The following is a 12,763-nucleotide window of genomic DNA, read 5'->3' on the forward strand; positions in this document are numbered from 1 at the left end:
ATTTATCAGATCAGAAGATCTCAGCTGCGGTTGCCGAGCGGCACGTAGTCGCGCTGCGGAGCGCCGGTGTAGAGCTGGCGCGGACGGCCGATGCGCTGGGACGGATCTTCGATCATCTCGTTCCACTGTGCGATCCAGCCCACGGTGCGGGCGAGGGCGAAGAGCACGGTGAACATGGTGGTCGGGAAGCCGAGCGCACGCAGCGTGATGCCCGAGTAGAAGTCGACGTTCGGGTAGAGCTTCTTCTCGATGAAGTACGGATCGTTGAGGGCGATCTTTTCCAGCTCGAGGGCAACCTGCATCAGCGGGTCATCCGCATGGCCGGTGGCCTCCAGCACTTCGTACATGGTCTTCTGCATGATCTTGGCGCGCGGGTCGTAGTTCTTGTAGACCCGGTGGCCGAAGCCCATCAGACGGAACGGATCGTTCTTGTCCTTGGCGCGCTCGATATATTCGGGGATGCGGTCAACCGAGCCGATTTCCATCAGCATGTTGAGTGCAGCCTCGTTGGCGCCGCCGTGTGCCGGGCCCCAGAGGCAGGCAATGCCGGCCGCGATGCAGGCGAACGGGTTGGCACCCGACGAGCCGGCAAGACGCACGGTCGAGGTCGAGGCGTTCTGCTCGTGGTCGGCGTGCAGGATGAAGATGCGGTCCATGGCGCGGGACAGGACCGGGTTGACCTTGTACTCCTCACAAGGCACGGCAAAGCACATGCGCAGGAAGTTGGAGGCGTAGTCGAGGTCGTTCTTCGGGTAAACGAAGGGCTGGCCGACGTGGTACTTGTAGGCCATCGCGGCGATCGTCGGCATCTTGGCGATCATGCGCAGCGAAGCGACCATGCGCTGGTGCGGATCGGTAATGTCGGTCGAGTCGTGATAGAAGGCGGAGAGGGCACCCACGGTGCCGACCATGACGGCCATCGGATGGGCGTCGCGGCGGTAGCCGGTGAAGAACCGGTTCATCTGCTCATGCACCATGGTGTGGTGCGTGACGCGGTAGTCGAAGTCCTTCTTCTGGGCGGCTGTCGGCAGCTCGCCATAGAGAAGCAGGTAGCAGACTTCCAGGAAGTCACCCTTCTCGGCCAGCTGCTCGATCGGGTAACCGCGGTGCAGAAGCACACCTTCGTCGCCATCGATGTAGGTAATCTTGGATTCGCACGATGCGGTCGAAGTGAAACCCGGATCGTAGGTGAACATGCCCGTCTCTTTGTAGAGAGTGGAGATGTCCACGACCGACGGTCCGATGGAGCCATCGAGAATCTTGAAATCGCTGGCCTTGCCGTCAACAGTCAGGTTGGCTTTCGTGTCGCCCATTCAGGTAACCCCTTCGTCTGGAACTGCCGGTGCATTCTGGCGTTGGGAGCGCCGCAGACCTTGACCGGTCTGCCTGATGCTTGCGCGGCGGTTGAAATAGCCCCGGATTGCGTAGCCCATTTGAGCGGGGGCCGCAAGCTGCATGCTGCGCTGCCCATGGCGCGAAAACGCCTGCGCCATGAGCCTTGTTCCACTGAATAACGCTGAACGTTATTCTTTAAATACCTGCCTGATCAGGCATCAAGCAGCCTGGTCGGCGATGCGGCCAAGGGATTCGTCCTTGCCCAGAACCACCAGCACATCATAGATGCCGGGCGAGGTGCCACGGCCTGTCAGAGCGGCGCGCAAGGGCTGCGCCACCTTGCCAAGCTTGAGGTTTTCGGCTTCCGCAAAGGCCTTGACGATGGCCTCCGTGCTCTCCAGCGACCAGGTGCCGTCGGCCTCGAGCTGCGGCAGAAGGCGGGCGAGGATCGACTTGCCTTCCGTGTCAAGGATGATGCCAGCCTTTTCATCAAGGTCAATTGGCCGCACCCGCCAAAGGTATGAGGCGCTTTCGGTGAGTTCCACCAGCGTTTTGGCGCGTTCCTTGAGGCCTGGCAGGGCCGCCAGCACCTTGGCTTCGTTGCCGGGGGCGGCCATCCAGTCGAGAATGGCAGCGCCGCCTTCGTTATGGGCAATGCAGGCCTTCCAGTGCACCAGCAGGTCCGCATCGGCGGTGGCGCGCATGTAATGGCCGTTGAGGTTCTCCAGCTTCTTGAAATCGAAGCGGGCGGGCGAACGGCCGATGGACTCAAGGCCGAACCAGGAAATCATGTCTTCGGTGGACATGATCTCGTCGTCGCCATGGCTCCAGCCAAGACGGGCGAGATAGTTGCGCATGGCGGCGGGCAGATAGCCCATGGCGCGGTAGGCTTCGGCCCCCAGCGCGCCGTGGCGCTTGGAAAGCTTGGCGCCATCCGGACCATGAATCAGCGGGATATGCGACATGCTGGGCACGTCCCAGCCCATGGCCTGATAGATCAGGGTCTGGCGGGCGGCGTTGGTCAGGTGGTCGTCACCACGAATGATATGGGTGATGCCCATGTCGTGGTCGTCCACCACCACGGCCAGCATGTAGGTCGGTACGCCGTCCGAGCGCATCAGCACGAGATCATCGAGATCCTTGTTCGGGAAGGTGATGCGGCCCTGCACCTGATCATCAACGATGGTCTCGCCCTCGAGCGGCGCGCGCAGGCGGATGGCCGGGGCAACGCCAGCCGGAGCCTCTGAGGCGTCGCGGTCGCGCCAGGTGCCGTCATAGCGCGGCGGGCGGCCTTCGGCGCGGGCCTTCTCGCGCATTTCTTCCAGTTCCTGCGGCGAGCAATAGCAGCGGTAGGCGGTGCCGCGGGCCAGCATCTCTTCCACCACTTCCTGATGGCGCTTGACGCGGCCGAACTGGGACACGGGCTCGCCGTCCCAGTCGAGGCCGAGCCAGGTCAGGCCGTCGAGCAGCGCATCCACGGCTTCCTTGGTGGAACGGGCGCGGTCGGTGTCCTCGATGCGCAGCAGCATCTTGCCGCCGTGGCGCTTGGCAAAGAGCCAGTTGAAGAGAGCCGTGCGGGCGCCGCCAATATGAAGGTAGCCGGTCGGGGAAGGCGCAAAGCGCGTTACGATCTGGTCAGCCATGGTCAGGATGTTGTTTCTCTGTCAGAGTGAGGTGATGCCGGTCAGAACCGGAATCCGGTTGCTGGCTCTTTAGCACAGGCGCGCGGCCCGGCAAATGTCCGGGGTGCAGCGAATGGACAAAGGGTATGGGCAAGGCCGGTGAGGCGCGTCGGCAGTGTGGGGCGGGTTTGCGTTTGGCGTATGAAGCGGGGGCCGCAGGGCCATGGCCGATGCAGGGCTGACAGGCTCTGCAACAGATGACAGGGCGCCGCCGCCGCGCCGGCCGTTTTCCATTCCTGACTGGTTTTACCGGCATGGTGAGCGCCTGTGGCGCAAGCGGCCATATACGCCGGATGCCGGACTGCTGAAACCGGCTGCAGCGGTCAGCCGCAAGGCACAGCGCGATCTTGCCCCCGTGCTGCAGGCCTTTGCCTTTTGTGGCGGCATTGCACTTTATTTTTCCCTCCCGCGTGAGCCCAATGCCTGGGTGCTGATGGCGCTTGCGGTTGTCTCCCTGGGCTTCGCCCTCCGGGCGCATTGGCGCGGGCGGCTTCATGCCGTGGCGCTGGTTCTGGCCCTGACGCTGGCAGGGGCGGCGGCAGGAGCCATGCGCACGGTGAGCATTGCTGCGCCCGTGCTGAAGGGGCCGGTTTCAGCAGAGATTTCCGGCCACGTTTCAGGCATCGCCGGGGCGGGCGCATCCCGCCAGGTGACGGTGGATGTGGCACACTGGTCGCGCCGGGGCGAGCCGCCAGCGCGGGTGCGGCTGGTGCTGCGGCAGGCCCAGAAGCTTGCCATCGGCGATGCCATCAAGTTCCGGGCCCGGCTGGTGCCGCCTTCTGGCCCTGTGCGTCCGGGCGGCTATGACTTTGCCTTCCGCGCCTATTATGACCGGATCGGCGCCACCGGCTTTGTGCTGGGCGCGCCGGAGATGATCGGCCTGCCGCCGCCGGGGCTCCGGCTGAAGGCGCTTCGGGAGATCGAGGCGGTGCGGGCGGGCCTTGTCGAAGGCATTCGCACCGCCCTTGGCGAGGGTGACCGGGCCGCATTGGCGGCGGCGCTGCTGGTGGGCGATCGAAGCCTCATTTCCGATGAAACGGTTGAGGATCTGCGCGAGGCCGGGCTGGCGCATGTGCTGTCGATTTCCGGTCTGCACATGGCGCTCTTTGCAGGCGGCGTCTATGCGGCGGCGCTGGCGCTGCTGGCCGCTTTTCCGCCGGTTGCCCTGCGCCTGCCCATCCACAAGATCGCCGCCTGTGTGGCGCTGGCCACGGCCACGGCCTATCTGCTGCTGTCAGGCGCCAGTGTGCCGACGCAGCGCTCCTATCTGATGATCGCGCTGGTGTTTCTGGGGCTTCTGACCGGGCGGCGCGGCCTCAGCCTGCGCAGCCTGTCGCTGGTGGCGCTGGCACTGCTGATCATCGCGCCGGAGGACCTCTATAACCCCGGTTTCCAGATGTCCTTTGCCGCCGTGCTGTGTCTTGTCGCCGTCTATGACGACTGGTCCCGCCGTCCGGCCACGAAGATGAATGCGGCACGGCGGGCGGGCCTCCCGCCCTTCCGCCGCATCCTTTCATCTGTAGCGTTATGGGCTGGCGGGCTGGCGGTGACCTCGCTTGTGGCCGGTGTGGCGACGGGGGTGATCGGGGCCTATCATTTCGACCGGGTCTCGCCCTACGGGCTGCTCGGCAACCTGCTGGCGATGCCTGCCGTCTCCTTCATCGTCATGCCGGCCGGAGTGCTGGCCTTCCTGCTGCTGCCCTTTGGCCTTGCGGATCTGCCGCTGGCGGTAATGGCCTGGGGTATCGACCTGATGCTGGCCTCGGCCAGTTTCACCGCCTCGCTCAGCGACACGGACGGGGTGACCGGGCAGATGCCCGCGCTCGCGGCGGTGATGCTGACGGCCTCGGTCTTCCTGCTGCTGCTGGCCAATGGGCGCTGGCGGGTCCTAGCAGCCATACCGCTCGGGATTGGCATTGTCTCACTGATGCTCTTCCGCCCGCCGGATGTGCTTGTCGCTGACCGGGGCATGCTGGTGGCCCTGCGCGATGCCTCAGGAGATTTGCGCGTTGCTGCCTCCAAGGTCGGCTTTGCTGCGGAGACCTGGCTGCGGGGCGATGGGGTGCCGCCGATGGCCTTCGAGGCCCGCCGCCTGCTGCCGCGGGACATGGCCTGTGATCCGTCCGGCTGCGTGGTCGAGGCCTATCCGCTGCCGTCAGAAGAAGGGGCTGGGGTGGCTCCGCTTCGCGTGGCTCTCAGCCGCAGCCTGGAAGCGCTGGAGGAGGATTGCCGCCTTGCGGATATGGTCGTCAGCAGCTTCACCCTTCCGCGTTCTTGCGCAAAGGCGCTGGCCATCGGCGGGCCGGAGCGCACGGAGAAAGGCGCGCTCGCCCTCTGGCTGGATGTGGTGGAGGGCAGGGTGGTGATCACGCACCTGCAATGGGCCCGCCCCGTCCGCCCCCGCCCCTGGCACGGGGCACCGTGAGGGGGGGAGCGTCCACGTGCTTTTCTCTCAAGCTTCATCCTGGGACGAACGAAGAGAGGATCCGGGACAGTGGCCAGCTTCAGCACTGCGCTTCAATCTCAACGCTCTGCAAGCGAGTGGTTCCCGGATCTCCGCTTTGCTGCGTCCGGGACGACGCGGAGCGTGTAGCAGATCTGTGCTTTTGCCTCGGCCTCGTGAAGGCCGCAGCCGCTGAAGGCGGCCTTGTCGTCAGGCACCGGGTCACCCCGGCCAAGCGCAGCGCGAGCCGGGGCCTACTCGCTCGCAGAGAGGTGCTTTGTCTTGAGCCGTGAGGCAGGGTTTTCTCTTTCGCCAGCCTCTGTGCGGCTTTCAGTCCCAAAGCTCTGCGAATGAACGCACCTCAGACTTACGCTTCGCTTCGGCCCGGGATGACGATGGAGAGGAAAGCAAGTGGGCTGGCCTCACTGCTGCCGGGGCAAGGGTGGAATGTCCTCGTGCGGGGCGAAGATGGCGGAGGCGGTCCAGTGTGGCTGCTCGCCGCTGAAAAGCTCCAGGAAGCTGATGGCAAGGTCCGGGTCTTCGAGGATGTTCTCCCGGAAGGACCACCAGGTGCGCAGGTCCGAAAGCTCAGGCACTTCATGCGGCTCTGTGTGGAATTCCTGCGCCAGAACCGCAGCGCGCACCGCAAGGCAATAGGTGACATAGACATGGCCTTCCGGCCAGAAGACGGCCGGGGCACCGCCGCCCGACGGGGCAGGTGCGTCCGCTGCCGTCCCGCCGCGCCGGGCCGTCAGCGGACCGAAATGCAGAAGTTCGCGCAGCATCAGGCCGGCGGCGAAGGTGACATAGCCGCGCCGGTCCGCATCCGCCTTGTGCTTCTGCGCTTCAAAGGCGCGGTACCAGCTCATGAAGGCGGCGGTCAGCTTGCCGTCATCCACGGTGAAGGGCTGGCCGGTCTCGGACGTCAGGCCGGAGGCATGCTCGTGGAAGGAAGCGATGAACCAGCGCAGGCGGCGGATTGCCTTGCGCACCGGCATGCGGGAATTCTCGAAACTGGCAAGCGGGCCGCTCATGTCAGATCCTCTCGGCCAGTTGTTGCAGCAGGCTGCCCAGCGCCTCCCGGTCGCGGAAGGCGCCCGCAATTTCGTCCTTGCTGCTGTCGCAGAGCAGCAGGGCGATGCGCAGCAGTTCATGCTCGCCCGAGAGGCTGCCCGGCGTTCCGGAGCGCTCCGCCAGCAGCCAGACCACAAGCGCGGTCATGGCAAGGCGCAGGCGCGCCGGTTCCATGCCGCTGTCCGGCACGGCAGCGGAGACGATGCCGGGAGCGGGGCTGATGAAACTGTGCCGGTCGAGCCCCTGCACAAGCGCTGCGGCACGGGCCGGGCTGTCGAAACTTTCATCCAGCGCCTCGTGCCAGCAGAGCGCGGCCACAGTCTCGCTGACGAGAAGGGTGGAAAGACCGGCCTCGGCCAGGAACACCGCGCCACCCCAGGCGAGCGCGCCGGCCACATCGGCGGGAGCGGCAGGACCGCCTTGCAGCGCAAGGCTGGCCCGCTGCAGGGAAACAGCATCCGGCGTGCGCACACGCAGGCGGCCGATCTTTTCACCGGCAACGTCCTCGACAATGCGGTTCAGCGAGGCGCGGATCTCGCGCGGCAGCAGGCTGAGGGCCGGTTCGATGAGCGACTTCGGCACCGGTGCCTTCTGGCGCAGGCCGCGCAGGATGTCCCTGAGCGGCAGGGCAAGTTCCTCAGGCCCCGGAACGGGCGGGTGCTTCATGGCGCAACTCCTGATCTTCCGCCCAAGTATAGGGGCGCAGCGCCGTGTTTTCCATAAACCTCAAGGTCGCATCGAGATCTTTCACAACAGCCTGCGAGCCGAGGCCCATGGCATTCTGGGCCGAGCTTGCCTGTCCCATGCGCACGCAGTCCTCGATGGGCAGGCCGAGGTGCAGTCCGGTGGCAAAGCCGGCGTTGAAACAGTCACCGCAGCCGCAGGTGCACACAACGTCGATCGCGTAGGCCGGAAGGTCAAACGCGATGCCCTTGCGGTCCCGGTACATGGCGCCCAGCGCGCCGAGGGTCAGGATGACGGCCCCGGTGCCCTGATCAAGCAGGAACCTGGCAATGTCCTCGAAATCCTCCAGACCGGACAGGGCGCGGGCTTCTTCCTCGGAGGGCATGAAATAGTCCGTATGCGCCAGCAGCGGCCTGACCAGCGGCAGGTCATCACGGGTGGAGGCGAAGACGTCGAGCGTGGTGGTGACGCCGCGCTTCTTGGCTTCCGCCATCAGTTCCGCATTGCGGCCCTTGTCCATGCGGTCCATCAGGCCGACGCCGCCCACATGCAGGATCTTCGTGTCGAGCACGGTTTCGGCCTGCGCATCGTCCACATAGAAGCCTGCCGTGGCGCCGCGCTTGTGCAGGGCGGGGCGGGCGCCATCTGGCCTCGTGGTGACGATGGAGGCTGAGGTGGAAAAGCCCTCGCAGCGCTGCATCAGGCTGGTGTCGACGCCGAAGCGGCCGAGTTTCATCAGCACCCAGTCGCCCATGTCGTCCTGGCCGACGCCGCCCACGGCCCGCACCTTCAGCCCGTGCTTGGCTGCAACGATGGCGGCGCTGCCGGCCGCGCCGGATACGGCCAGCGTGAAGTCCTCGACAAACAGGGTGCCGCCGCCCGCCGGAAGCTCGTTCACCGGGCGGCAGAGGGCGTCAAACGTGTAGAAGCCCATGGATGTGTAATCTGCCCGCATGGCCCACCTCACCGCAGCCGCTGACCGCTGGCCGTGTCAAAGAAATACAGCCGGGACAGATCGAAGGCGATAGCCTGCGTCCGGTCGAGATCCGAGCGGTAGCTGCGGTCGGCCTTCACCTCGAACAGCAGGCTGCCGGGCTTCAGCGTCAGATAGGTGAGGTCGCCGGTCGGCTCCACGCCATAGACCGGTGCGCTCATGTGGCCGCCGCTGTCGGTGACGTGGCAGTCTTCCGGGCGCACGCCGAGGGTGACGTCCCCGCTGTGGGCCAGGCGCACGTCCGGGATGGAGATGCCGGGGGCGGAGAACGTTCCGTTCTCCAGCCGCCCCGGCACCAGGTTCATCGGGGGAGAGCCGATGAACCCTGCAACGAAGGTGTTGGCCGGGTCGTTGTAGATCTCGTCCGGCGTGCCGGTCTGCTGGATCGCGCCGTTCTGCATGATGACGATCCGGTCGGCCAGCGTCATGGCCTCGATCTGGTCATGGGTGACGTAGACGGTGGTGATGGCCAGCTGGCGCTGGATGTGCTTGATCTGCACGCGCATCGCCTGACGCAGCTTGGCATCGAGGTTCGACAGCGGCTCGTCCATCAGGAACACCTGCGGCTGGCGCACGATGGCACGGGCAAGAGCTGCGCGCTGGCGCTGGCCGCCGGAGAGCGCGCCCGGCTTGCGGTCGAGATAGTCCGACAGCTCCACGAGGGCTGCGGCTTCCCGCACGCGCCGGTCATGCTCGGCCTTCGGCACGCCGCGCATGCGCAAGGGGAAGCGGATATTCTCGTAGATGCTCATGTTGGGGTAGAGCGCATAGCCCTGGAACACCATGGCCACATCCCGGTCGCGGGCGTCCACGGCATTCATCACCTCGCCATCCATGCGGATCTCGCCTTCGCTGGGGTCCTCCAGCCCGGCGATCATGCGCATGGTGGTGGTCTTGCCGCAGCCCGAGGGGCCGAGGAAGACGATGAATTCCTTGTCGGCGATGTCGATGTTCACATCGCGCACGCCCCAGAAGCTGCCCCAGGACTTCTGGATACCGGAGAGTTCGATACGTGCCATGGTGCTTATCCCTTGACCGCGCCCATCGTCAGCCCGCGCGAGAGATGCTTCTGGATGGCTGCGACCACCAGGAACACCGGAACGAACGCGAGGAAGGCGACGAGGGCAATTGCGTTGTAGATGACCCCGTCTGATCCGCCGGTGAAGTTGGCGAGCGCCACCGAGAGCGTATAGGCATCCTTGGTGGAGGCGATCAGAAGGGTGAAGAGGAATTCGTTGATCGCGAAAATGGCCGCGATGACGCCTGCGGTGATGATGCCCGGCAGGATGGCCGGGATGATGATCTCCCACAGGATGCGCAGGTCCGAGGCTCCGTCCGTGCGCGCCGCATCCTCCAGCTCTTTCGGGATGTCGAGCATATAGGAGCGGATGATCCAGGTGACGACCGACAGGTTGACCGCCGCATAGATCAGCATCAGCGCCCAGACCGTGTTGAGCAGGCCCATCGTCTTGAACAGGAAGAAGATCGGGATCGCCACAATAGCGGGAGCCATCATGCGGGTGGAAAGGATGTAGAAGCCGATGTCCTCCCGGCCCTTGTAGCGGTAACGGGCGAGCGAGAAGGCCGCCGGCACGGCCAGCACCAGATCGATGACGACGGATCCGGCAATCGCCAGCAGCGAGTTGCGCAGGTAATGGCCCATCGGCCAGTCGCGCCAGATCATGTGCCAGGCATCGAGGCTGAAGCTCGGCAGGTAGATCGGCTGGGGCGTGATGATCTCGGTCCGCGGGCGGAAGCCGATGGACAGGAACCAGAGCACGGGGGCGAGGCAGAACAGAGCCCAGGCCCCGAGGATGAGATAACGCAGGAAGAGCTTTTCGCCCTTGTTGCGGCGCTGCGAGGCCATGGCCTAGTCCCTCCCGGAGCGGAAGGCGCGCTTGACGGCAAGCTGCGCGATGATGACGGTGAGAACCAGCATGACCACCGAGGCTGCCGAGGCGTAGCCGAAGTTGAAGGTCTTGAAGCCGATCCGGTAGATGAAATAGCTGATCGTCTCCGTCGCGCCGCCGGGGGTGCCCTGGGTCATGATGAAGACGTTGGCGAACATGGTGGTGATGTCGATGCCACGCAGGATCACCGCCACGGCGATCACAGGCCGCATCATTGGCAGTGAAATGTTCCAGAAGATCGCGCCCCAGCTGGCGCCATCGAGGCGGGCGGCTTCCTCCACTTCCTCGTCCTGCCCCTGAAGCGCGGCCACGAAGATGATGAAGAGGAATGGCGTCCACTGCCAGATATCGGCGACGATCAACGTCAGGCGGGACAACCAGATCGAGGATGTCCAGGCGATGTGCCCGTCGATGAGGCCGATGCGCATGAGGAGGTCCGCAATGACGCGGCCATCCATGAAGGCGAGCTTCCAGATGAAGGCGACGGCCGAGGGCATGAACAACATCGGCACCAGGAAGATGATGCGCCAGCCCTTGATCCACGGGTCTCGGTAGGCGTGGAAGGCCAGCAGCAGCGCCAGCAGGCATTCGGCAATGAGGGCGATGCCGCCGATGATCGCGGTATTGGCGAGCGCTGCCCAGAACTCCCGGTCGCTCAGGAGATCCTGATAGTTCTCCAGCCCGACGAAATTCCAGGTGTTGAACTTCACATAGAAGAGAGACTGATAGATCGCATAGGCGCCCGGATAGAGCGTGATCGTCAGCAGGAAGCAGACGGCCGGAGCCACCAGCAGGTAGGGGAAAAGCTGGCGCATGCGCGGATTGCGGCGCCTGAAGGTACGGCCGGGCAGAGCCGGAGCGGCAGAAGCCGCCCCGGCTGCCGGCAGGTGGGTGCCGGTCATTGCAGGTCCTCAGAAGGGCAGAGCCTTGTCCTTGCCCACCCAGAGGCCGGGTGCGGCGGCGGCATAGTCGACCGGCGGCTTGCTGCCATAGAAGCCGTTGCGGTCCATGATCTTGCGGACGGCGGCCGCCGCATTGTCCAGAGCCTGTTTGCCGGAGATCTGGCCGGTCAGTGCGCGGTTGATCTCGTTGCCCATGACCTGTTCCATCTCGAACATGCCCGGCAGGCGCGGGGCGCACCAGGCATAGTCGAGCGACTTGCTCCACACTTCCGCCGGCTGTGAGGCCACCTGAAGGTTCGGATTGGTGAGAACCGACCGGTAGCCCGGCGCCACGCCATTGGCGTTGGCCTCGTTCATGGCCATGATCGAGGCGGTGGTGAGGAAGGCGAGCATCAGGAATGCGCCTTCCGCATTCTGGCTGTTTGCCGCCACGCAGGAGGTCGAGCCTGCGATATTGGGCGGTGCGAAATGACCGCCGGCAATGCGCGGCTCGTAGATGGTGACGAAATCATCGACGATCTGCGACTGGTCGGGGCGCATGGCCTGCGTGCCCGAATCCTGCCAGCTGATGTTGGTGGCGACCTGTCCGCCGAGCCATGCGGCGCGGTTTTCGCCCCAGCCTGCACCGGCAAAGCCTTCGATGGCGTTCTTGGACAGCGCAAGGATGATATCCATGCCCTTGTTGCCCGCGTCGCCGTTGAAGATGGGTTCCCACTTGTCGTCAAAGAGCATCATGCCGGCCTGCGCCGCCACATGCTCCCAGGTGTAGGTGGACCAGAAACCGCGCGCGCCCAGCATGCCGATACCGGCAACGCCCCGGGTCTTGTTGTTCAGTTCTGCGGACAGGCGGATCAGCTCGTCATAGGTCGGGACGGAGGTCCATCTGTCGATCGGGCCACCCAGAACCTCCTCGACCATCTTCTTGCGCAGATGCACCATCTGGATGTCGCAGTCGAACGGGATGCCGTACATGGTCCCGTTGAAATAGCCGTAGTTCAGGCGGTAGGTGTCGTAGAAGTCGTCGAGCGGCAGCTTCCACTTCTCGGCATAGTCGCCAAGCGGGGCGAGGAAGCCGGGGGCTGCGAAATCGCCGAGCCAGGGCGAGAAGAACTGCAGCGCATCGAAGGACGCATTGCCGGAGATGAACTCGGCGACGGCCTTGTCATAGAAGCTGTCATCGGGGATCGGAACCAGCTCCACCTTGATACCGGACAGGGCCTCGAACGGGTCAAGACCCTCGGCGGCTGATTCCTGATCGGCTGCACCGATGGCAAAGCGCACGGTCGTGCCTGCGAATTCCTTGCGCACCGCCTCCCAGTCGCAGGTGCGGATCCAGTCCTTTGCCGGGTCCCACAGCGGCTTGCTGTCGGTCAGGCCATAGAGCTTCTGATAATCGGCGCGGACGTATTTCGAGATGGAAATATCGTCCAGAACGGTCTGCGGATCGGGCAGGCCGTTCTGCGCCAGAAGACGCGTGCTCCATGACGTGCCGATCAGTGATGCGCCGGCGGCAGCAGTGCCTGCCTTCAGGAACGAACGGCGCGAAAGATTACCGGTGATACCCATCAAGTCTCCTCCCAGATGACGATGGCCATGATTTGCCGATGGCATTTCCGCGGCCCCGGTTGCGCAGAGGTTGCGCCGGGCAGGCGGTTCGTTGCCTGCGGAGATGGGCCGGAACATTTGAATGTTCTATAAAACAATTGTTCGCAATTTCGCACTTGTCAATCGGATTTGAT

General features: G+C 64.7%; 10 protein-coding genes. 1 reads left to right on the top strand and 9 read right to left on the bottom strand.

Going from position 1 to position 12,763, the window contains the following annotated elements; translation table 11 throughout:
* Window positions 1-20: 20 nt before the first annotated feature.
* Together gltA and gltX are read right to left on the bottom strand one after the other, a co-directional pair.
* A complete protein-coding gene (gltA, locus tag IF10I1_RS14090; protein ID WP_050473222.1) occupies window positions 21-1,313 on the bottom strand; it encodes a citrate synthase in 1,293 nt (430 codons plus the stop codon).
* A gap of 240 nt (window positions 1,314-1,553) precedes the next feature.
* Window positions 1,554-2,978, bottom strand: coding sequence for a glutamate--tRNA ligase (gltX, locus tag IF10I1_RS14095; RefSeq protein WP_186393300.1), 1,425 nt, complete (start codon window positions 2,976-2,978; stop codon window positions 1,554-1,556).
* Window positions 2,979-3,180: 202 nt separating this feature from the next.
* Here gltX and IF10I1_RS14100 point away from each other — a divergent pair, with 202 nt between their 5' ends.
* Window positions 3,181-5,442 carry a ComEC/Rec2 family competence protein gene (locus tag IF10I1_RS14100; protein WP_186424547.1) on the top strand — a complete coding sequence of 754 codons (2,262 nt, stop codon included), beginning with the start codon at window positions 3,181-3,183 and terminating at the stop codon, window positions 5,440-5,442.
* 440 nt (window positions 5,443-5,882) lie between these two features.
* Here the strand turns inward: IF10I1_RS14100 and IF10I1_RS14105 are convergent, their stop codons facing one another.
* Genes IF10I1_RS14105 through IF10I1_RS14135 form a run of 7 tightly spaced genes read right to left on the bottom strand, consistent with a single transcriptional unit; the run spans window position 5,883 to window position 12,590 of the window.
* Window positions 5,883-6,494 (bottom strand): hypothetical protein, encoded by a 612-nt coding sequence (locus IF10I1_RS14105; protein WP_186393302.1) that lies wholly within the window; start codon window positions 6,492-6,494, stop codon window positions 5,883-5,885.
* Window position 6,495: 1 nt separating this feature from the next.
* The gene (locus IF10I1_RS14110) at window positions 6,496-7,200 is read right to left on the bottom strand and encodes a hypothetical protein (protein WP_186393303.1); all 705 of its coding nucleotides are present in this window, start codon (window positions 7,198-7,200) and stop codon (window positions 6,496-6,498) included.
* On the bottom strand, window positions 7,172-8,173 hold the full coding sequence (locus tag IF10I1_RS14115) for a carbohydrate kinase family protein (protein WP_123194420.1): 1,002 nt from the start codon (window positions 8,171-8,173) through the stop codon (window positions 7,172-7,174). Before IF10I1_RS14115 ends, IF10I1_RS14110 begins: the two co-directional genes overlap by 29 nt.
* An 8-nt stretch (window positions 8,174-8,181) precedes the next feature.
* Entirely contained in the window at window positions 8,182-9,231 is a 1,050-nt protein-coding gene (locus IF10I1_RS14120; RefSeq protein WP_123194419.1) for an ABC transporter ATP-binding protein, read from the bottom strand.
* Between the two features lie 5 nt (window positions 9,232-9,236).
* On the bottom strand, window positions 9,237-10,079 hold the full coding sequence (locus tag IF10I1_RS14125; protein WP_058899717.1) for a carbohydrate ABC transporter permease: 843 nt from the start codon (window positions 10,077-10,079) through the stop codon (window positions 9,237-9,239).
* 3 nt (window positions 10,080-10,082) lie between these two features.
* Window positions 10,083-11,024: a carbohydrate ABC transporter permease gene (locus IF10I1_RS14130; protein ID WP_050473230.1), complete on the bottom strand. Its 942-nt coding sequence runs from the start codon at window positions 11,022-11,024 to the stop codon at window positions 10,083-10,085.
* A 9-nt stretch (window positions 11,025-11,033) separates the two neighbouring features.
* Complete coding sequence (locus tag IF10I1_RS14135; protein WP_186393306.1) at window positions 11,034-12,590, bottom strand: ABC transporter substrate-binding protein; 1,557 nt, start codon at window positions 12,588-12,590, stop codon at window positions 11,034-11,036.
* Window positions 12,591-12,763: the final 173 nt, after the last annotated feature.

The sequence above is a fragment of the Pannonibacter sp. I15F10I1 genome (genome assembly GCF_900185665.1).
Lineage (GTDB): Bacteria > Pseudomonadota > Alphaproteobacteria > Rhizobiales > Stappiaceae > Pannonibacter > Pannonibacter indicus.

Coding starts and splice junctions, on each gene's coding strand:
- IF10I1_RS14135 (WP_186393306.1), bottom strand. CDS start 12,590: ATGGGTATCACCGGTAATCTTTCGCGCCGTTCGTTCCTGAAGGCAGGC.
- IF10I1_RS14130 (WP_050473230.1), bottom strand. CDS start 11,024: ATGACCGGCACCCACCTGCCGGCAGCCGGGGCGGCTTCTGCCGCTCCG.
- IF10I1_RS14100 (WP_186424547.1), top strand. CDS start 3,181: ATGGCCGATGCAGGGCTGACAGGCTCTGCAACAGATGACAGGGCGCCG.
- IF10I1_RS14110 (WP_186393303.1), bottom strand. CDS start 7,200: ATGAAGCACCCGCCCGTTCCGGGGCCTGAGGAACTTGCCCTGCCGCTC.
- IF10I1_RS14125 (WP_058899717.1), bottom strand. CDS start 10,079: ATGGCCTCGCAGCGCCGCAACAAGGGCGAAAAGCTCTTCCTGCGTTAT.
- IF10I1_RS14115 (WP_123194420.1), bottom strand. CDS start 8,173: ATGCGGGCAGATTACACATCCATGGGCTTCTACACGTTTGACGCCCTC.
- gltX (WP_186393300.1), bottom strand. CDS start 2,978: ATGGCTGACCAGATCGTAACGCGCTTTGCGCCTTCCCCGACCGGCTAC.
- gltA (WP_050473222.1), bottom strand. CDS start 1,313: ATGGGCGACACGAAAGCCAACCTGACTGTTGACGGCAAGGCCAGCGAT.
- IF10I1_RS14120 (WP_123194419.1), bottom strand. CDS start 9,231: ATGGCACGTATCGAACTCTCCGGTATCCAGAAGTCCTGGGGCAGCTTC.
- IF10I1_RS14105 (WP_186393302.1), bottom strand. CDS start 6,494: ATGAGCGGCCCGCTTGCCAGTTTCGAGAATTCCCGCATGCCGGTGCGC.